The sequence below is a fragment of the Kitasatospora sp. NPDC059648 genome (genome assembly GCF_042734825.1).
GTDB lineage: Bacteria > Actinomycetota > Actinomycetes > Streptomycetales > Streptomycetaceae > Kitasatospora.
The window spans coordinates 61,293-79,633 of sequence record NZ_JBHWDU010000005.1 but is presented as its reverse complement, the minus strand read 5'-3'; the positions used below and the strand labels follow the sequence as shown (position 1 = coordinate 79,633).

Here is an 18,341-nt window from a genome sequence, read left to right as displayed (position 1 = left end):
TTCTCCTTCGCTCACGGTGATTCGGTGCGCCGCCGCATCGCGCGCAGTCCGCCGTACGCGGCAAGTGCCGTCCACAGCGCCATGATCGCCAGTCCGGTCCAGTGCCCGTACGCGAGCTGCGAGTCGTCGGCGTAGCGCAGCGCGTACTGACCGGCCCGGTCGGGGAGGAACTGGAACACCTCGCGCAGGGCGGGCACGCCACCGAGCAGCGGGGAGAACAGGAAGACGGTGGGGGTCAACAGGCCCATGGCGGCGCTGAGGTTGCCGAACACCGCGGTCATCCCGAGGCAGAACACCACCAGGAACGCCGGGTACAGCACGCCGGCCGTGGCCGCGCGGGCGAAGGCCGGGCCGTGCCAGTCGGCGGGGACGGTGGCCGCGTACCCGGCGTAGGCGCCCGCCGTGCCGACCGCGCCCGCGCCGAGGCCGATCAGGGCGGCCAGCGCCAGCTTGGCGCCGTACAGGCGGCCGAGCCGGGGGACGGCGGTGCGGGAGACGTCGATCATCCGGGTGTTGAACTCCTGCCCGACCAGCAGGACTCCGAAGGCGACCAAGGCCGCCTGGCCGAAGTTGAGCCCGTAGAAGATGCCGACACCCGGGTCGTCGGTGAGATTGTGGTCCCTGTCGCCGAGTGCCGCGCCGACGGCCGTGGTGATCCCGGCGGTGAGCAGCGCGGCGAGCAGTGGTGTGGCCCAGAGCGAGCGGAGGGTGGTGAGCTTGATGCGCTCGGCACGGAGCGCCTGCGACCCGGGGCTCATGCGGCGGCCTCCGCACGGTACTCGACGCTGTCCGCCGTCATCCGCATGAACGCCTCCTCCAGCGAGTCCTGTTGGACCGCGATCTCGTACAGCACGACGCCGTGCTCGGCGGCCAGTGCGGCGATCCGCTCGGGTTCGGCGCCGGTCACCTCCCAGGCGCCGCCCCCGGCCTCGACGGCATCGAGGCCGTGGCCGGGCCCGCCGAGCAGCGCGGCCAGCTTGCCGGCGTCCACCGCCCGGACCCGGATCCTGGTACGGCCGTGGCGGTCGATGAACTCGGAGGTGGCGGCGTCCGCGAGCAGGCGGCCGCGGCCGATCACCACCAAGTGGTCCGCGGTGATGGCCATTTCGGTCATCAGGTGGGAGGAGACCAGCACCGCCCTTCCCTCGCCGGCCAGTTCGCGCAGCAGGGTGCGGATCCAGCGGATGCCCTCCGGGTCCAGGCCGTTGACCGGTTCGTCCAGCAGCAGTACCGGCGGGTCGCCGAGCAGTGCGGCGGCCACCCCGAGGCGCTGGCGCATCCCGAGCGAGAAGCCCCGGATCCGCCGCCCGGCGGCCTCCGCCAGTCCGACCTGGGCGAGCACCTCGCCGACCCGTCGTGCGGGCAGGCCGTTGCTCGCGGCGAGCCAGCGCAGATGGCCCTGGGCCGTCCGCCCGCCGTGCAGGGCCTGGGCGTCCAGCAGTGCGCCCACCTGGCGCAGCGGATCGGCGAGTTCGGCGTACGGTCGGCCGTTGACCAGGGCGCGCCCGGCGGTGGGGTGGTCCAGGCCGAGGACCAGCCGCATGGTGGTGCTCTTCCCGGCGCCGTTCGGCCCCAGGAAGCCGGTCACCACGCCGGGTCGGACCTCGAACGACAGGTCGTCGACGACCCGCCGGCCGTCGTACTCCTTGGTCAGGCCCTGGATCTCGATCACGGCCGCCTTCCCCTCCTGGTAGCTGGTCACCGTCCGTGCTGCGGGCGGTGGTTCCATTCGACCGGAACGGGCCGGCGGGCGGATCCCGCCGCAGCGGGGACCGGCCTCCCTCCCGAGAGGGAGCCGACGACGACCCGGCGGGGGAGTCGGGGCGCCCCGCTGAGCTGGCAGGATGGGGCGGTGCCAAGAATGACCGGGCTCCGGATCCGGAGCCGAGCGACCATGATCCTCGCGCCGCTGGTGGCCGGCGCCAGCTACGCCCGGCTGCTGCACCTGCTGGTCGGGTGGATCTTCGCGGGCGTCGTCCTGATGATCTACCCGGGGACGTACGGGAAGAGCCTCGGCGGGATCCTGACGAGCGCCGTCCCGCTGGACGCCGCGCTGCTCGCGCTGGTCGCCCTCGTCCCGGCGGTGCGGCGCGCGGAGGGTGTGCAGGCGCGGCTGCTGCTGGTGCCCGACCGCGAGGAGGACATCGGCGTCGAGCCCTCCGGCACCTGGGCCGACCGGCGCCGTACGGCGGGCTGGTTGGTCGGGCGGGTGGTGCTCGGTTCGGCGGTCGGCTTCGTGATGGCCTTCGGCCTGGCCCCGGTCTTCGACCTGTTGACCGGTCCGCACGCCCTCCGGTACCTCCCGCTCGTGCCGGTGCTGGCACTCGGCTGCGGGTGGCTGGTGGTCTGGGTCGGCCGTCTTCAACTCGCGATGGCCACAAGGCTGTTGGGGCCATCTCCGGCGGAGCGGCTGGCGGAGGCGGAGCTGTGGGCCGAACGGCTGCTGGAGCGCAACCGGTTGGCCCGGGAGCTGCACGACTCCATCGGCCACGCGCTCACGGTGACGGTCCTTCAGGCCGGAGCGGCGCGCGAGGTGGGGGACCCGGCCTTCGCCGCGAAGGCGCTGGAGGTGATCGAGGAGACCGGGCGGCAGGCGATGGAGGACCTCGAACGCACCCTCGTCCTGCTGCGCGAGACCCCGGCGGGCGGGGCTTCGGCGGGCGGCGCTTCTGCGGGCGGCGCGGTGCGGAACGCGGTGGCCACCGAGCAGCCCGGCATCGACCAGCTGCCCGCGCTGTTCGACACCGCCCGCGCGGCCGGCAGCCCGGTCGAGGCGCGGATCGAGGTGCCGGCCGGGGTGCTGCCGGGGGTGCTCTCGCGCGAGTCCTATCGGATCGTCCAGGAGGGCGTCACCAACGCGCTCAAGTACGCGCCCGGTCAGCCGGTCGCCGTCCGGGTCGCCGTCCGGGACGGGCACTTGGAACTGCGCTGTGCCAACCGCCTGGCGGCGGTGCCGGTCCGTGGCGGCGCCGGGCGCGAGGGTGGCAAGGGGCTGCGCGGGATCCGCGAGCGTGCCGTGCTGCTCGGCGGCGCGGCCTCGGCCGGGCGGGCCGACCCCCTCGGGCCGCCTGCGGGGCCGTCCGCCGACGGGGCCGGGGAGTGGGTGCTCGACGTCCGGCTGCCCCTACGCTTGGGCGCGTGACGAATGATCTTGCGGGCGGCGGCCGGACGGCGGGCGGCACGGGCGTGACCGACATCCTGCTCGCCGACGACGAGGAACTGGTCCGGGCCGGAATGCGGGCCGTCCTGGAGGCCCAGGGCGACCTGCGGGTGGTCGGCGAGGCGTCCGACGGTGCGGAGGCGGTGGCCCTCGCCCGCGCGCTGCGCCCGCACGTGGTGCTGATGGACGTCCGGATGCCTGTTCTGGACGGCCTGGCCGCCACCCGCGAACTGCTGCGCCCCGGTGCGCCGGGGGAGCGGCCGCCGCGGATCCTGGTCGTCACCACCTTCGAGAACGACGACTACGTCTACCAGGCGCTGCGCGCTGGCGCCGACGGCTTCCTGCTCAAGCGCTCCCGCCCGGCCGAGATCGCCCACGCCGTACGGCTGGCGGCGGCCGGCGAGTCGCTGCTGTTCCCGTCCGCGATCCGCCGTCTGGCCGCCGGGCACGGCAACCCCGCCGCCCGCGCGGCCCTGGACCGGGCGGCCCTGACCGGCCGGGAGGCCGAGGTGCTGCGGCTGATGGCGCGCGGGCTCAGCAACGGGGAGATCGCCGAGCGACTGGTCCTCGGTGTGCAGACGGTGAAGACGCACGTCAGCAGTGTGCTGGCGAAGCTCGGCGCGCGGGACCGCACCCAGGCGGTGATCGCCGCGTACGAGTCGGGGTTCGTCGAGCCGTCGGAGTAGGCGGGCGCGTCGGGCGGTGCGGGTCCGGGCGGTCCGGGCACGTCGGGCGGTGCGGTTCGGTGCGGGGCCGGGCCGGTCGGCGGGTCAGGCCGGGTAGGCGTGGGTCTGGGTGGCCTTGACCGACGCCCAGACCGCCGCGCCGGGGGCCAGCCCCAGTTCGGCGACGGCGGCCGGGGTGAGGTCGGCGGCCATCGGCAGGGCGCCGGAGAGTTCGGCGCGAACCTGGTCGCCGTGCAGGTCCAGGCCGGTGACCCCGGCCTGCCAGAGGTTGCGGGCGCTGGACTGCGGCCGCTCCCGGTACAGCGTGACGGCGGAGGGCGGGAAGGCCACGAACGCCGGTCCGGACAGCTCCTCGGCGGTGATCAGGACGGTCCCGTCCGGCAGGGTCACCCGGGTGCCCTCGGCCCGGCCCCGATAGAGGTTGAGGCCTACCAGGCGGGCGATGTAGTCGGTGCGCGGCCGACGGGCGACCTCCGCCGGGCTGCCGGACTGCACCTCGTGGCCGTCCTCGATCACCACCAGCCGGTCGGCCAGCACCATCGCGTCCAGCGGGTCGTGCGTCACCAGCACCGCCACGGCCTCGAACTCGGCCAGGTGGCGCCGCAGCTGGGCGCGTACGTCGAGCCGGGTGCGGGCGTCCAGGGCGGCCAGCGGCTCGTCCAGCAGGAGCAGCCGGGGGCGGACGGCCAGGGCCCGGGCGAGCGCCACCCGCTGGGCCTGACCGCCGGAGAGCCGGCCGGGGCGCACCGAGGCGTGCTCGGCCAGGCCCATCCGCTCCAGCCACCCCGCCGCCTCGGCCCTGGCCGCGCGCCTGGGGCGGCCCTGGCAGCGCGGGCCGAAGGCGACGTTGTCGAGCGCGCTGAGGTGCGGGAAGAGCAGGTAGTCCTGGAACACCACGCCGACCGGCCGCTGTTCGGCGGGGGTGTGGAGGCGCCGGGCCGGGTCCTCCAGGACCTGGCCGTCCAGCCGGAGGTGGCCGCCGGTGAGCGGGAGCAGCCCGGCCAGGGCGCGCAGGGCGGTGGACTTGCCGGCGCCGTTCGGGCCGAGCAGCGCGATCACCTCGCCGGGGGCGGCGGTGAGCGCCAGGTCGAGGGCGAAGGCGGCGCGCTCGACCCGGAGGCGGGCGTCGAGGGCGGGGCCGGCGGCGGCGCCGGGGGGTGTGCCGCCCGGGGTCGTGGTGTCCGGGGTCGCGGGGCTCGTACGGTGCGGGGAGTTCATCGGTTCGGCATCCTGGTCACGGGGTCGACAACCAGCGGTCACGCAGTCCGGCGAGGACGGCGACGGAGACCGTCAGCAGGACCAGCGACAGCGCTATCGCGGCCTGCGGATCGGACTCCATGGCGAGGTAGACGGCCAGCGGCATGGTCTGGGTGCGGCCCGGGAAGTTGCCCGCGAAGGTGATCGTCGCGCCGAACTCACCGAGCGCCCGGGCCCAGGCGAGGACGGCCCCGGCGGCGATCCCCGGGGCGATCATCGGCAGGGTGACCCGGCGGAACGCGGTCAGCCGGGAGGCGCCCAGCGTCGCGGCGGCCTCCTCGTAGCGGGGGTCGGCGGCCCGCAGCGCGCCCTCGACGCTGATCACCAGGAAGGGCATCGCGACGAAGGCCTCGGCGATCACCACCCCGGTGGTGGTGAAGGGCAGGGTGATGCCGAAGGCCGAGTCCAGCCAGGAGCCGACGATCCCGCGCCGCCCGAGCACCAGCAGCAGCGCCACGCCGCCCACCACCGGCGGCAGCACCAGCGGCAGGGTGACCAGCGCGCGGATCAGCCGACGCCCGGGCAGTTCGGTACGGGCGAGCAGCCAGGCCAGCGGGACGCCGAGGACCAGCGAGACCGCGGTGGCGGCCGTCGCACAGATCAGCGACAGCCGTAGGGCTTCCCAGACGGCGCTGCTGGTGAGCTGTTCGGACAGGCCGCTCCACGGGGCCCGGACCAGGAGCCCGACCAACGGAAGGACCAGGAACGCCAGGCCGAGCAGTGCCGGGAGCAGCAGCGTGGCCGGGACGCGCCGCGAGGCCGGGTGACGGCGCGCGCCGAGGGAGCGGTGAGTGCCCGGGCGCCCCGTACTCCCGCGGTGCGGCAGGGCCGTCGCGGGCCCGGACGGCGCCCCGGCGGCGGGGCCGTCCGGACCGGGCCCGGCAGCACCGTCCCGGTCGGGGCCGGTGGTGCGGCTCCGGTCGGGTCCGACGCCGCCGTCCCGGCCGTGTGCGGTGGTGCGGTCCTTCACGGCGCCTGGAAGCCCGCCGTGGTCAGCACCTGCTTGGCCTCGGGCGACTGGATGTAGGCGGCGAAGGCGGCCGCGCCGTCCTTGTTCGGCGCCTTGGCGAGGGCGGCGATCGGGTAGTCGTTCACGGCCTTGTCGGCCTCGGGGAAGTCCACGCCGTCGAGCTTCGCAGCATCGGCCCGCACATCGGTCCGGTACACCAGTGAGGCGTCGACCTCGCCGAGCTCGACCTTGGTCAGCGCGCCCTTGACGTCCTGCTCCAGGGTGACCGGGGTGAGGTCGACACCGGCGGCCTTCAGTGCGGTGAGGGCGGCGGCGCCGCAGGGCACCTCCTTCGCGCACAGGGCGACCTTCACGCCGGAGCCGGTGAGGTCCTTCAGGCCCGCGAGGTGCTTGGGGTTGCCCTTGGGCACGGCGATGGTGAGCGTGTTCTTGACGAAGGTCTTCGGCTCGCCGCTCGCACCGCCCGCGTCGGTGACGGTCTTCATGGTGGCCGGGCTGGCGGCGGCGAACACGTCCGCCGGGGCGCCGGAGTTGATGCTGGTGGCGAGTGCGGAGCTGCCGCCGAAGTTGAACGTGACCTTGGTGCCGGGGTTGGCGGCCTCGAACTTCTTGCCGAGCTCGGTGAAGGTCTCCTTGAGCGAGGCGGCGGCGAACACGGTGATGGCGCCCTTGGCCTTCGGGGCGTTCCCGGTGCCGGGCTCGCGGCTCGCGGCGGTGGCCGCGGAGGAGGCCGCGCCGGAGGACTTGCCGCCGTCGCCGCCGCAGGCGGTGACCCCGAGGCCGAGGGCGAGGGCCGCCGCGGCGGCGACCGCGAGTCTGCGGCTGGCGGTGGTGCGGGTGTTCATCGGTGCTTCCCCTCCAGGGTCGCGCCGGAAGGGGCGCGGAGTCGTGACCGCAGGTGCGGCCAGTACGCCGATCATAGTGCCGCAGATGCGAGCGATAAGTCCTCTGGCGCTTTGCACAGGCGGGGTGGGGCGGGGGGCTCGGGGCCGCTGTGCGAAGGCTCAAACGTGCCCGGACGGTTCCGGTTCGGACGGTGGGTGCGGTGGTGGTGGCCGGCCCTCGGGGCTGGCGGTGCGGAAGGCGTGCGGGGGCCGAGCAGCCGCGAGGAGGCGCGAGGGGTGCGGCCGGAGCCGCCGGAAAATCCGTCGCACCAGGGCGGGAGGAGAGGTCAGAGTGGTCGCAGCCCGAAGGCGCGGCCGAGCGTCGGCCGCCCGGGCCCAACGGTCGATCCACGCGGATCCACGGGGAGGAGTCCGTCCATGTCCACGCTGCGAGTCACCGCCGAGAGGCTGGTCATCCTGGAGCACCCGAACGCCGATGCCCTGGAGCTGGCGCAGGTCGGGCTCTACCGGGCGGTGGTCGCGAAGGGCGTGTACCGGACCGGTGACCACGCCGTCTACATCCCCGAACAGGCCGTCCTGCCGGACGAGTTGATCGGCGAGCTCGGACTGACCGGAAAGCTGGCCGGCGGCGCGGCGAACCGGGTGAAGGCGGTACGGCTGCGCGGAGAGCTGTCGCAGGGCATCGTCTGCCGGCCGGCGGCGCTGTCGGGCACCGACCTGGCCGGGGCGGCCGCGCGGGGCGAGGACTTCGCCGAGCTGCTCGGGATCGTCAAGTGGCAGCCGCCGGTGCCGACTTCGATGAGCGGCGAGGTGGTCAGCGCGCCGGACCTGCTGCCCTGGGTGGACATCGAGAACCTCAAGCGCCACCCCGACGTCTTCGAGCCCGGCGAGCCCGTGGTGCTGACCGAGAAGCTGCACGGCAGCTGCTGCCTGGTCACCTACACCGCCGCCACCGGCGAGGTGCAGGTCTCCTCCAAGGGGATCGGCGCGCAGGGCCTGGCCCTGGTGGAGGACGAGCGCAACCTGTACTGGCGGGCCGTGCGCGCGTACGACCTCCCCGCGGTGGCGGCCCGGCTGGCCGAACGACTGGGCGCCGAGCGGGTCGGCATCTTCGGCGAGGTGTTCGGCGAGGGCGTGCAGGACCTCACGTACGGCGCCTCCGCGCGCACCGACCGCCCCGGGTACGTCGCGTTCGACGTTTCGGCCGTGGTGGACGGGCAGCTGAGCTGGCTGCCGGCCGCCGAACTGCTCGACGGCGAACTGCCGTTGGCGCCCGAGCTGTGGCGCGGACCGTTCGACACCGGAACGGTGCTGGCGTACGCGCAGGGCACGGAGAGCCACTCCGGGCGCGAACTCCACCTGCGCGAGGGCGTGGTGGTCCGGCCGGTGGTGGAGCGGTGGAGTCCGCTGCTCGGCGGGCGGGCGATCGCCAAGGTGGTCAGCGACGCCTACCTGACCCGCAAGGGCGGCACCGAGTACGAGTGAGCGGCTTCCTCGGCCGAATACCCGTCAGTAAGGTTGGAGGGCAGCCAAGCGCAGCCGGCGCCGATCCGGAACGCCGGGGACATCCAGAAGGAGTGCCGATGGCCACCGCAGCCGCCATTCCCGGACCGGCCGGGAACCCCCTGGTCGGTTCGCTCTTCGACCTCACCCGACGTCCGCTGCGCACCTACCTCGCGGCCCGGCGCGACCACGGGGACGTGGTGCGCTTCCTGGCCGGGCCGCCCGGGTTGCGCGCCGAGTTCTACGGGGTGTTCTCGCCGGAGGGCGTCCACCAGGTGCTGGGCAGCGAGGCGGCGAACTTCCGCAAGGAGAACAACTTCTACGACGAGCTGCGGACCAGTGTCGGCAACGGGCTGCTGACCAGCCAGGACGAGCTCTACCAGCGCCAGCGACGACTCGTCCAGCCGCTGTTCACCCGGCGTCGGGTGGACGGCTACGCGGACGCGCTCGCGCAGGAGGCGCAGGCGCTCACCGAGCGCTGGCGGGCGGTGCCGGACGGGGTCGTGGACGCGGCGGAGGAGATGTCGCGGTTCGCGCTGCGCGCGGTCGCGCGGATCCTCTTCGGTGCCGACGTGGAGGAGGCCGTGGAGGTGGTGAACCGCAGCTTCCCGGCGCTCGGCGCGTACATCGTGGGACGCGGCTTCGCGCCGGTCCGGCTCCCGCGGACCTGGCCGACGCCGAGCAACCGGCGCGGCCTGGCGGCGCAGCGGGCGCTGTACGAGGTCTGCGACCGGATCATCGCCGAGCGGGCCGCGCACGGCGGTGGCGACGAGGACGCGGACGACCTGCTGACCCTGCTCGGGCGGGCGCGCGGGGAGGACGGCGAGCGGCTGGATCCGGACGAACTCCGGGACCAGGTCCTGGTGTTCCTGCTCGCCGGGCACGAGACCACGGCCACGTCGCTGGCCTTCGCGCTGCACCTGCTCGCCAAGCACCCGGAGCAGCGCAAGTTCGCCCAGGAGGAGGCGCGGACCGTCCTGGCCGGGCGGGCGCCGACGGCGGCGGACCTGGAGCGGCTGCCCTACATCACCCGGGTGCTCAAGGAGGCGATGCGGCTCTTCCCGGCGGCGTCGCTGGTCGGGCGGCGGGCGGTCGAGGAGACGGTCGTCGACGGGTACGTCATCCCGGCGGGGGCGCAGCTCGTGGTCGCGCCGCTGGTGACCCACCGGCACCCGGACCACTGGGCGGACCCGGAGCGGTTCGACCCGGACCGGTTCCTGCCGGAGGCGGAGAAGGCGCGCCACCGGTACGCCTGGTTCCCGTTCGGTGGTGGGCCACGGGCGTGCATCGGGCAGCACTTCTCGATGCTGGAGTCGGTGCTGACCCTCGGGGTGCTGCTGCGGGACTTCGAGCTGGAGGTGGTGGACCGGCGGGTGGCGCTGGCGCAGGGAATCACCCTTCGGGCGGCGGGCGCGATGCGGGTGCGGGTTTCGCCGGTGGGGTGACGGACGGCGGGGGACGGGCTCCGCGGTCGGGGGGCGGCGTTCAACTTTCAGCGGGTGGATGACAGATGACAGATGTCGACATCTGTCATCTGTCATCTGTTATCCGTCCGCTGTTCGTCGTTCGTCGTTCGCCGACGGACGAGGGGCCCGCCGGGCACACGACCGGGTCATTCGAACACATCACCCCAGTCGCGTGTGCAGCTTTTCAGATCTTCGTCTGACCTATTCCGGCCGCTCGATAGCGTCCCTCGCACCCCAGGTCGGAAGCGCACATGCGGCTGGCATATGCCCTCCGGGTGCAGGCCGCCCGACCGGGGGTGCCCGGGCGCACCGCTGACCGCCCCGGGCCCGACCGGTCGACCGGAGGTCCCCATGGGCACCCTCAACCACTTCAGCTTCGGCTGGCTGACACCCCTCGTCTCGTACGCCATGGCCTGCGCCGGGGCCGCCCTCGGCCTGCGCTGCACCCTGCGCGGCCTGGCCGCCACCGGCGCCACCCGCCGGAACTGGCTGCTCACCGCCGCCGCCGCGATCGGCTCCGGGATCTGGACGATGCACTTCGTCGCCATGTTCGGCTTCGCCGTCGACGGCACCGAGCTGCGCTACGACGTGTTGCTGACCGTGCTGAGCCTGCTGGTCGCGGTGGTGGTCACCGGCCTCGGCCTGACCGTGGTCTGTTACGGCCGGCACCGCGGCCTCGCTCTCCTGGGCGGCGGCGTCACCACCGGCGTCGGCGTCGCCGCGATGCACTACCTGGGCATGGCCGCCGTCCGGATGCACGGCGGACTGCGCTACGACGCGGGGACGGTCGCCCTGTCCGTGCTGGTCGCGGTCGGCGCCGCCACCGCCGCGCTCTGGGCCGCCGTCACCATCCGCAACGTGTACGCGGCCGCCGCCGCCTCGCTGGGCATGGGGCTCGCCGTCAGCTGCATGCACTACATCGGCATGGCCGCCGTTCACGTCCGGCTGGACCCCGCCCGTACCGACCTCGGCGGGGTCAGCCCGATGGAGTTCGTCTTCCCGCTCGCCGTCGGACTCGGCTCGTTCCTCTTCCTCGCCTCCGCGTTCGTCGCGCTCTCCCCGACCGCCCAGGAGCCGGCCGGTGAGCTGCCGGCGGGGGAGCCGGCCGTCGAGGAGTTCTCCGTCCCGGCCGACGGCCCGGAAACCGGCCTCACGGACGCGGCGCCCGCCGACCCGTACGGCACCGACCCGTACGGCACCGACCCGTACGGCGCCGGCCGGTACGGCCACGACCGCGCCGCCTGAGCCCCGCGCCCTCAGCCCCGCCCCCTGAGCCCTGCCGTCCGAGTCCCGTCTCTCCACGCATCTGTCTCTCCACGCACCGTTCTCTCCACGCCCCGCCCGAAAGGCCCCACACCCATGCGAGAAGACCGCGGTACCGCCCCCGGCGCCCGCCGGGGTGCCCATGCCGGGCCGCCCGCCCGTCCGCCGCGCCCCGGCCCCTGGCTGCGCGGGCTGCGCCCCCGGACCGTCCGCGCCCGGATCATCGCCCTGCTGATGGTGCCGGTCGTCTCCGTCATCGCCCTCTGGAGCTTCGCCACCGTCACCACCGCCCAGGGCGTCTGGGACCTGCTGCGCCTGCGCGATGCCCAGCGCACCCTGCTCACCCCCGTCGCGGACACGGTCGCAGGCCTGCAGGCCGAGCGCGCGGCCGCCGGCCAGCTGCTGGCCGGGCCGGGTCTCGTCCCGGGGACGGTGCCCGCCGCCGGGCGGGAGAGCGCTCTGCGCGAGGCCGCCGCCACCACCGACCGGGCGCTCGCCCCGCTGTTCCCCGACCCCCGCCACCCCGACGAGGGCTACAACCGTGCCGACGCCCAGGGCGTGGGCGCCGACGCCGCCGCCCGGCTGGACGCCCTCGGCGGTTCCCTCGCTGCCCTGCCCGAGCTGCGCGGCAGGGTGCTGGCCCGGAGCGTCGGCTGGCCCGAGGCGTACGCCGCGTACGGCGAGGCGGTGGACCGGGCGCTGGCCGTGTCCGGTGCCGTCGCGCCGCTGCAGGACGGTCGGGCCGGTGCCGACACCCGGGTGCTGCTGGACCTGGCCCGCTCCCGTGAACTCCTCGCCAGGGAGGACGCGTTGCTGCGCTCCGCCCAGCTCTCGGGCGGGCTCGGCGACGACCAGCTGCGCGAGTTCTCCGGGGTGGCCTTCGCCCGGCGCACGTTCGAGCAGGGTGCGGCCGCCGGCCTGGGCTCCGTCGACCGGGACGCGCTGCTCGCCCTGACCGCCGGTCCGGACCACCGCGAGCTGGTCGGCTACGAGGAGAAGGTCCGTACGGCCGCCGACGGCCGGTCCGCCGTCGCCGCGGTGCCGGCGGACCGGTGGGCGGTGGTGGCCGGGAGTGTCGCCGACGGACTGCGCGGTATCGAGGACCGGGCCGGACGGCTCGCCGCGGAGCGCCAGAACCCTTATGCGCTCGGCCTGTTCACCCCGGCCGGGATGGCCGTGCTGCTCGGCCTGCTCGGAGTGGTCGCCTCGCTGGTGATCTCGGTGCAGATCGGCCGCGGCCTGGTCACCGAGCTGACCGGCCTGCGCAACTCGGCCCTTGACCTGGCCGGCCGCAAACTCCCTGCCACCATCCGGAAGCTGCGGGCCGGGGAGGAGGTGGACATCGAGACCGAGGCGCCGCTTCCGGTGGGCCGCGACGACGAGATCGGCCAGGTGCACCGGGCGCTCGGCACCGTGCAGCGGGCGGCCGTCACGGCGGCCGTGGAACGGGCCGAGGTGCTGTCCGGGGTGTCCGGGGTGTTCGTCAACCTCGCGCGCCGGAGCCAGGTCCTGGTGCACCGCCAACTCACCCTGCTCGACACCATGGAGCGGCGCACCGAGGATCCGTCCGAGCTCGCCGACCTGTTCCGACTGGACCACCTCACCACCCGCATGCGCCGCCACGCAGAGGGGCTGATCATCCTCTCCGGTGCCGCCCCCGGCCGGGCCTGGCGCCGGCCCGTCCCGCTGGTGGACGTGGTGCGGGCGGCCGTCTCGGAGGTCGAGGAGTACGCCCGGGTGGAGGTGCACCCGCTGCCGCGCGCCGCCGTGGTCGGCCACGCGGTCGCGGACCTGACCCACCTGGTTGCCGAACTGGTCGAGAACGCCACCGGGTTCTCCCCGCCGCACACCCGGGTGCACATCCGCGGCGAACAGGTCGGCAACGGCTACGCGTTGGAGATCGAGGACCGCGGCCTCGGGATGGGCCCGACCGCGCTCGCCGCCGCCAACCGGCGGATCGCCGCCGCCGAGCAGACCGACCTGTTCGACAGCGACCGGCTGGGGCTGTTCGTGGTCAGCCGGCTCGCCCGTCGGCACGACGTGCGGGTCTCGCTGGTGACCTCCGCGTACGGGGGCACCACCGCGGTGGTCCTGCTGCCCACCGACCTGCTGGCCGACGGGCGGGAGGAGCAGGGGCAAAGCTTCGAAGTGACACCGGAGTTGGACGCCGCGTACGTGCCGGACGGGCCGGCCTGGGCCACGGCTCCGGCGCCGGTACCGTCTACGGCGCCGGTCCCGTCTACGGCGCCGGTTCCGTCTCCGACGCCGGTCCCGTCTCCGGAACTGGCTCCGGCTCCGCTCACGACGCCCGGTCCGGGTCCCGCGGCCCGGCCTCGGCCCGAGCCGGCGCCGGCCTTCCGGGGCGGCGGGGCGACGGAGATCGAGCTTCCGGCGGCGGGTGGGCTGTCGCCGGAGGGCGGGGCGCTGCTGCCCTTCGGTGCCCGGGGCGGCGATCCCGGGCCGGTGCGCCGCACCCCCGTCCGGGCTCCCGGCGCCCGGACGGCCGGACCGGCTGCGGACGGGGGCCCGGGTGCAGCCTCCCGTCCGCAGCCCGGTTCGCCGCCACCGAACCGCACGGCGACCGTTCCGCCGCCGGACGAGGGGCAACACGGCGATGGAGCTGAGCAGTTGCCGCGCCGGGTGCGCCAGGCGAGCCTCGTGCCGCAGCTGAGGGAGACCCCGGCCGACGCCGCCCCGCGTGGCCGCCGTACCGCCATCACCAGCGCCGGAGCCGGGCCCGAGGCCCGCAGCCCGGAGGCGGCACGGGCGGCGATGTCCGCCTTCCAGAGCGGGTGGGCGCGCGGCCTGCGGCCCGACCGGCGATTCGATGAGCGACCCTCCGCCCGACCGGAGGACCTCTTCGACCGACGGCCCGATGACCGATTCGACCCCCTCCGGTCCGACGGCCGATACGACCACCGACACGACCACCGATACGACCACCGACCCGACGCCCGCCCCGAAGCCCGACCCGAAGGAGACCAGCCGTGATCGGCACCACCCACCGCATGGGGGAACTGAACTGGCTCCTCGACGAGTTGGTCCAGCGTTCCCCCGAGGTCCGCTTCGCCGTGATGCTCTCCGCCGACGGCCTGGCCATGGGCACCTCGGCCGGTCTGGAACGCGAGGAGGGCGAGCACCTGGCCGCCGTCGCCTCCGGCTTCCACAGCCTCGCCAAGGGCGCCGGCCGGCACTTCGGTGCGGGCGAAGTCCGGCAGACACTGGTCGAGTTGGAGGGCGGCTACCTGCTGGTCGCGGCGGCCGGGGAGGGCACCTGCCTGGCCGTGTTCGCCAGCGCCCGGGCCGATCTCGGGCTGGTCGCCTACGAGATGGCCAGACTGGTCCGCCGGGTCGGCGAGCACCTGAGCGCCCCGCCCCGTGCGGTGCACGGAGGGTGAGGACGGTGCCCCACCCGGACCGCCCGTACCGGTCGGAGCCCGCGTTCCATCCGTACCACCAGCGACATCCGGAACATCCGCGGGCCGACCCCGGTCGGCCGCCCCGGAACCCGCTCGCCGCTGCCCACCGGGCCCGCTGGTACGACGACGAGGCCGGGCCGCTGGTCCGCCCGTACGCCGTGACCGGGGGCCGGACCGGTGCCGGTGAGCAGCAGTTCGACCTGATCGCCGTGGTCGTGTCCGACCTCCCGGACCCGGCGCTCGCCCCGGGGGCGACCGAGCCGCCGGTCGGGCCGGAGCAGGCGCGCATCCTGGGCCTGTGCCGGGGCACGCCGCTGTCCGTGGCCGAACTGGCCGCCGACCTCGACCTGCCGGTGGGCGTCGTGCGGGTGCTGCTCGGCGACCTGCTGGCGGCCGGGCTCATCCGGGTCAGCCGTCCCGTCCCGCCCGCCCTGCTCCCCGACGAGCGCATCCTCCAGGAGGTCCTCCATGGGCTCCGTGCACTCTGAACACCCGTCCGACCGCTGGCCGTCCGATCCGGTGGACCAGGCCGACTCCGTGCTCGCGCTCAAGATCCTGGTGGCGGGCGGCTTCGGGGTCGGCAAGACGACGCTGGTCGGCGCCGTCAGCGAGATCCGCCCGCTGCGCACCGAGGAACAGCTGACCGAGGCCGGGCGCAGGGTGGACGACCTGGACGGAGTGGAGCGCAAGACGACCACCACGGTGGCGATGGACTTCGGCCGCATCACCATCCGCGAGGGGCTCGTCCTCTATCTGTTCGGCACCCCGGGCCAGGACCGGTTCTGGTTCCTCTGGGACGAGCTGGCGCAGGGCGCGCTCGGTGCGGTGGTGCTGGCCGACACCCGCAGGCTGACCGACTGCTTCCCGGCCGTCGACTTCTTCGAGCACCGCGGAATCCCGTTCGTCGTCGCGGTGAACCGTTTCGCCGGGACGCGCGAGTACGGTCCGGAGGAGGTCGCCCGCGCGCTGGACCTGGATCCCGGTACGCCGGTGGTGCTCTGCGACGCCCGGCAGCGCGCCTCCGGCAAGGAGGTGCTGATCAACCTGGTCGAACACGCCGGCCGGATGCACGCGGCTCGCCTTCTGGCGGAGGCTTCGCCGGTCCGCTGACGAGCACCGGGAAACGGGCGACAGGCACCGGGCCCGACGGCCGGTGGCGGATCACGGGAACCGGCGGCCGGGAAGCAGACGACGGGAAGCCGACCACGGGCCGCGGTGACAGATGACGGACGACGGATGACAGCCGACAGCTGACAGATTTCGAAATCCGTCAGCTGCCGGCTGTCATCTGTTCGTCGTCGTCCCTTCCCCTCCCGCTACCCGCTCAGCTGTGCCACTGGAACACGATCTTCGTCCAGGTCGACCCCGGACAGTTGCCCCAGACCGCCCACGCATCCGGCCGGGCGCCGATCCACAGGCCGACCGAGTAGCTGCCGTTGGCGCAGTAGGTGATGGTGCGCAGCTGGCCGGAGTAGACGTTGCAGTACCCCTCCCAGCGCCACCCGTAGTTGGCCGTGATCACGCAGTGGTAGGGGGATGCGGCGACGTGCGGCGAGGCCGCGACCGCGCCCGGAGTGATGGTCTGGTCGTCGGCCGACGCCGCGGCGGCCGGCAGGGTGGCGGTTACGAGCATGCCCAGGGCGGCCGCGGCGGCCATCCCGAACGCGGCGGTCTTCCTGGCGATGCAGCCTCGCATGCGGTTCTCCTCGCTCAACGGTTTCCATCGGGCGAAATGCCCCTGGTGTCCCCGGCCCGGGCGCAGCCTGCGGAGGGTGAATTCCCGCCTTGCGTCCGACCGGTGACGAATTGCACACGAATGACTGCGCACGGTGAGAGGACGGCCTATGATGTGACGTGTGTCACAACCTGTCCGGTTGGGCTGGGGCCAGCCCCAACTGGGCGTTCGGAATGCCGATTTCCGGGGAGAACGGCATGGCGGAATGCAGCGGACGGTACGCGGACGGGCGGCGCAAGGACTTCGGCCCTGAGCCCACGGAACGCCAATCCGCCGACTTCAACCGGGCGTTCACGGCCCTGCTGCCCAGACTCCACCAGGCTGCGGCGATGCTCACCGGCAGCCCGCTCGTCGCCGGCGACGTCGTCCACGACGCCTACCTGCGGATAGCCCGCCGCCCCGAGCGCTTCCTCAGCCATCCGCAGCCGTACGCCTACGTGTTCACCACCATGACGAACATCCTGCGCGACCAGTGGCGCCGGGAGCGCCGCCGGGTGGTGCTGCCCGAGGTGCCCGAGCCGGCCGAGGCGGTGGAGGCGGTGGAGCGCGGCGCGGCCGCGCTCGATCCGCCGCACGGCGGGATGGCCGAGCTGCAGGCGCGCTGGGAGGTGGTCCGGCTGCTGGGCTTCCTGACCGCCAAGCAGGCCCGCGCCGTGGTGCTGGTGGACCTCGACGGCTACTCCATCGACGAGGCCGCCGAACTGCTCGGCCTGCACCGCAGCACCCTGGCCGTCACCCGCCGCCGCGCCCACAGCCGGCTGCGCGCCGTCCTGGAGCGCGAGCGACGGCACGACCCCTGACGACCGGCGACCGCCCGGAGGCCCGCGCCCCGACGCACCGAGCCGACGGCAAGTCGGCTGAAGCGCGATCCCGGCCCGTACATTGAAAATCGTGATCACGTACGAGGACCACAGCCTCCGCGCCCTGGCCGAGGACGGCCGCTGGCCCGAGCTGCTCGCCGCCTACCGGCAGGGCCGCGCGGCCGCCGTCGCGCAGGCCGGGGAGGAGGCAGCGGCGGCCCTGACCGCGCCGCTGGGCCATCTGATCGCCTACGCGGCGCCGCCCGAACTGGCCGTCCGGCTGTTCGACGCGGACGCCGGTGAGGGGACGGTCGCCGGGGTGGCCGACCACGACGCCGGTCCGCTCTGGGAGGTGCTGGCGACCCGCCACTCCTGGCTGCGGCTGGCACCGCTGCTCGGTCCGGCGCCGGTGCGCCGCCTCGTCGCCCACACCCGGGTGCTGCTCGGGGAGGACCTCTCGTACGGGGCCGAGCCCGATCCGGAGGGTGTGCCGCTGAGTCTGGAGCCTTGGGAGAAGGCGGGCTGGGACGAGGCCTCGCGGGTGCGCGAGTACCTGCCCGGCGGGGGAGCGCGCAGCGCGGTGCTGACCCTGCCGGCGAGCCGGGAGGGCCTGGGTGAGATCGAACTGCCGAAGACGGCGGCCCGGCCGGGCGGGCAGCGGGTGACCCGGGGCCTGGCGGAGCTGGCCGCGCTGGTGCCCTGGGCGGAGGTGGTCTGCGTCCGCGGCCCGGCTCCGCAGGCGGCTGCCGTGCTGGCCCGGACCCGGCGGGTGCTCGGCGGGTTCCTGCCGTTCGCGCTCGTCTACCCGGCGCTGGTGCAGGCCGCCGCGGTGGGCCGGACGCACGGTTGCGCGCACGGGCGGGTGCGCCTCTGGCGCGCGCTGGGTGCGATGGCCGGCGCGAACGGCCCGAACCGCTCCGAGGTCGACGCCTTGGTGGCCCGGATGCGCTGCTTCACCTGGCAGGAGCCGGCCGCCGGACTGCGCCACCTCCACGTGGCGCTGGAGGATCCTGCCAGCGGGGTGGCCTGGGCGGTCAGCGGCTCGCAGGAGCTGTGAACCGCGGCCGGACGGGGCGTGGCCCGGACGGCGGTCCCGGACCGAGCGGGAAGCCGGGCCCGAACGGGAGGTCCGGACCGAACGGAAGGCCCGGACCGAACGGAAGGCCCGGGTCGAGCCGGAAACTCCCGGCCCGGCGCCTTTCCGGGGTTGGTGACGGGCGCCGGACCGGGGGAGTGT

Annotated in this window: 17 protein-coding genes; 11 read left to right on the top strand and 6 right to left on the bottom strand. The window is 74.7% G+C overall.

The window, feature by feature from the left end:
* Positions 1-11: 11 nt before the first annotated feature.
* Together ACFV1W_RS05280 and ACFV1W_RS05275 are read right to left on the bottom strand one after the other, a co-directional pair.
* On the bottom strand, positions 12-758 hold the full coding sequence (locus ACFV1W_RS05280; RefSeq protein WP_380413283.1) for a hypothetical protein: 747 nt from the start codon (positions 756-758) through the stop codon (positions 12-14).
* Positions 755-1,672, bottom strand: coding sequence for an ABC transporter ATP-binding protein (locus ACFV1W_RS05275; RefSeq protein WP_380413447.1), 918 nt, complete (start codon positions 1,670-1,672; stop codon positions 755-757). The genes ACFV1W_RS05280 and ACFV1W_RS05275 overlap by 4 nt, the downstream gene beginning before the upstream one ends.
* Before the next feature lie 222 nt (positions 1,673-1,894).
* On the opposite strand from ACFV1W_RS05275, the gene ACFV1W_RS05270 reads away from it, so the two are divergent.
* Together ACFV1W_RS05270 and ACFV1W_RS05265 are read left to right on the top strand one after the other, a co-directional pair.
* A complete protein-coding gene (locus ACFV1W_RS05270) occupies positions 1,895-3,142 on the top strand; it encodes a sensor histidine kinase (RefSeq protein WP_380413281.1) in 1,248 nt (415 codons plus the stop codon).
* 92 nt (positions 3,143-3,234) lie between these two features.
* Positions 3,235-3,846, top strand: coding sequence for a response regulator (locus ACFV1W_RS05265; RefSeq protein ID WP_380413446.1), 612 nt, complete (start codon positions 3,235-3,237; stop codon positions 3,844-3,846).
* Between the two features lie 84 nt (positions 3,847-3,930).
* On the opposite strand, the gene ACFV1W_RS05260 is transcribed toward ACFV1W_RS05265, so the two are convergent.
* From ACFV1W_RS05260 to modA, 3 genes are all read right to left on the bottom strand, one after another.
* Entirely contained in the window at positions 3,931-5,064 is a 1,134-nt protein-coding gene (locus ACFV1W_RS05260) for an ABC transporter ATP-binding protein (RefSeq protein WP_380413279.1), read from the bottom strand.
* Between the two features lie 16 nt (positions 5,065-5,080).
* Positions 5,081-5,929, bottom strand: a complete 849-nt coding sequence (locus tag ACFV1W_RS05255) for an ABC transporter permease (RefSeq protein WP_380413444.1) — start codon at positions 5,927-5,929, stop codon at positions 5,081-5,083.
* A gap of 140 nt (positions 5,930-6,069) precedes the next feature.
* Positions 6,070-6,918 carry a molybdate ABC transporter substrate-binding protein gene (gene modA / locus ACFV1W_RS05250; RefSeq protein ID WP_380413278.1) on the bottom strand — a complete coding sequence of 283 codons (849 nt, stop codon included), beginning with the start codon at positions 6,916-6,918 and terminating at the stop codon, positions 6,070-6,072.
* Between the two features lie 417 nt (positions 6,919-7,335).
* Here modA and ACFV1W_RS05245 point away from each other — a divergent pair, with 417 nt between their 5' ends.
* The 7 genes from ACFV1W_RS05245 to ACFV1W_RS05215 all read left to right on the top strand — a co-directional run bounded on the left by ACFV1W_RS05245 (position 7,336) and on the right by ACFV1W_RS05215 (position 15,679).
* The gene (locus ACFV1W_RS05245) at positions 7,336-8,403 is read left to right on the top strand and encodes an RNA ligase (ATP) (RefSeq protein WP_380413276.1); all 1,068 of its coding nucleotides are present in this window, start codon (positions 7,336-7,338) and stop codon (positions 8,401-8,403) included.
* Between the two features lie 98 nt (positions 8,404-8,501).
* A complete protein-coding gene (locus tag ACFV1W_RS05240) occupies positions 8,502-9,866 on the top strand; it encodes a cytochrome P450 (protein ID WP_380413274.1) in 1,365 nt (454 codons plus the stop codon).
* A gap of 372 nt (positions 9,867-10,238) precedes the next feature.
* Positions 10,239-11,132 (top strand): MHYT domain-containing protein, encoded by an 894-nt coding sequence (locus ACFV1W_RS05235; RefSeq protein WP_380413272.1) that lies wholly within the window; start codon positions 10,239-10,241, stop codon positions 11,130-11,132.
* 114 nt (positions 11,133-11,246) lie between these two features.
* Positions 11,247-14,141 (top strand): nitrate- and nitrite sensing domain-containing protein, encoded by a 2,895-nt coding sequence (locus ACFV1W_RS05230; protein ID WP_380413270.1) that lies wholly within the window; start codon positions 11,247-11,249, stop codon positions 14,139-14,141.
* Positions 14,142-14,158: 17 nt separating this feature from the next.
* Positions 14,159-14,548 carry a roadblock/LC7 domain-containing protein gene (locus ACFV1W_RS05225; RefSeq protein WP_380413442.1) on the top strand — a complete coding sequence of 130 codons (390 nt, stop codon included), beginning with the start codon at positions 14,159-14,161 and terminating at the stop codon, positions 14,546-14,548.
* Positions 14,549-14,709: 161 nt separating this feature from the next.
* On the top strand, positions 14,710-15,057 hold the full coding sequence (locus tag ACFV1W_RS05220; protein WP_380413440.1) for a DUF742 domain-containing protein: 348 nt from the start codon (positions 14,710-14,712) through the stop codon (positions 15,055-15,057).
* Positions 15,038-15,679: an ATP/GTP-binding protein gene (locus ACFV1W_RS05215; protein WP_380413268.1), complete on the top strand. Its 642-nt coding sequence runs from the start codon at positions 15,038-15,040 to the stop codon at positions 15,677-15,679. The genes ACFV1W_RS05220 and ACFV1W_RS05215 overlap by 20 nt, the downstream gene beginning before the upstream one ends.
* A 214-nt stretch (positions 15,680-15,893) precedes the next feature.
* On the opposite strand, the gene ACFV1W_RS05210 is transcribed toward ACFV1W_RS05215, so the two are convergent.
* Positions 15,894-16,265, bottom strand: coding sequence for a hypothetical protein (locus tag ACFV1W_RS05210; RefSeq protein WP_380413266.1), 372 nt, complete (start codon positions 16,263-16,265; stop codon positions 15,894-15,896).
* A 236-nt stretch (positions 16,266-16,501) separates the two neighbouring features.
* On the opposite strand from ACFV1W_RS05210, the gene ACFV1W_RS05205 reads away from it, so the two are divergent.
* Both ACFV1W_RS05205 and ACFV1W_RS05200 read left to right on the top strand, forming a co-directional pair.
* Positions 16,502-17,104: an RNA polymerase sigma factor gene (locus ACFV1W_RS05205; RefSeq protein ID WP_380413264.1), complete on the top strand. Its 603-nt coding sequence runs from the start codon at positions 16,502-16,504 to the stop codon at positions 17,102-17,104.
* Positions 17,105-17,195: 91 nt separating this feature from the next.
* Positions 17,196-18,161, top strand: a complete 966-nt coding sequence (locus tag ACFV1W_RS05200) for a hypothetical protein (protein WP_380413262.1) — start codon at positions 17,196-17,198, stop codon at positions 18,159-18,161.
* Positions 18,162-18,341 lie beyond the last annotated feature (180 nt).

Excerpts from the sequence above, each read along its gene's own strand:
- ACFV1W_RS05280 (WP_380413283.1), bottom strand. The coding sequence starts at position 758 with ATGAGCCCCGGGTCGCAGGCGCTCCGTGCCGAGCGCATCAAGCTCACC.
- ACFV1W_RS05270 (WP_380413281.1), top strand. The coding sequence starts at position 1,895 with ATGATCCTCGCGCCGCTGGTGGCCGGCGCCAGCTACGCCCGGCTGCTG.
- ACFV1W_RS05265 (WP_380413446.1), top strand. The coding sequence starts at position 3,235 with ATGCGGGCCGTCCTGGAGGCCCAGGGCGACCTGCGGGTGGTCGGCGAG.
- ACFV1W_RS05260 (WP_380413279.1), bottom strand. The coding sequence starts at position 5,064 with ATGAACTCCCCGCACCGTACGAGCCCCGCGACCCCGGACACCACGACC.
- modA (WP_380413278.1), bottom strand. The coding sequence starts at position 6,918 with ATGAACACCCGCACCACCGCCAGCCGCAGACTCGCGGTCGCCGCCGCG.
- ACFV1W_RS05245 (WP_380413276.1), top strand. The coding sequence starts at position 7,336 with ATGTCCACGCTGCGAGTCACCGCCGAGAGGCTGGTCATCCTGGAGCAC.
- ACFV1W_RS05240 (WP_380413274.1), top strand. The coding sequence starts at position 8,502 with ATGGCCACCGCAGCCGCCATTCCCGGACCGGCCGGGAACCCCCTGGTC.
- ACFV1W_RS05235 (WP_380413272.1), top strand. The coding sequence starts at position 10,239 with ATGGGCACCCTCAACCACTTCAGCTTCGGCTGGCTGACACCCCTCGTC.
- ACFV1W_RS05230 (WP_380413270.1), top strand. The coding sequence starts at position 11,247 with ATGCGAGAAGACCGCGGTACCGCCCCCGGCGCCCGCCGGGGTGCCCAT.
- ACFV1W_RS05225 (WP_380413442.1), top strand. The coding sequence starts at position 14,159 with ATGGGGGAACTGAACTGGCTCCTCGACGAGTTGGTCCAGCGTTCCCCC.
- ACFV1W_RS05215 (WP_380413268.1), top strand. The coding sequence starts at position 15,038 with ATGGGCTCCGTGCACTCTGAACACCCGTCCGACCGCTGGCCGTCCGAT.
- ACFV1W_RS05210 (WP_380413266.1), bottom strand. The coding sequence starts at position 16,265 with ATGCGAGGCTGCATCGCCAGGAAGACCGCCGCGTTCGGGATGGCCGCC.
- ACFV1W_RS05205 (WP_380413264.1), top strand. The coding sequence starts at position 16,502 with ATGGCGGAATGCAGCGGACGGTACGCGGACGGGCGGCGCAAGGACTTC.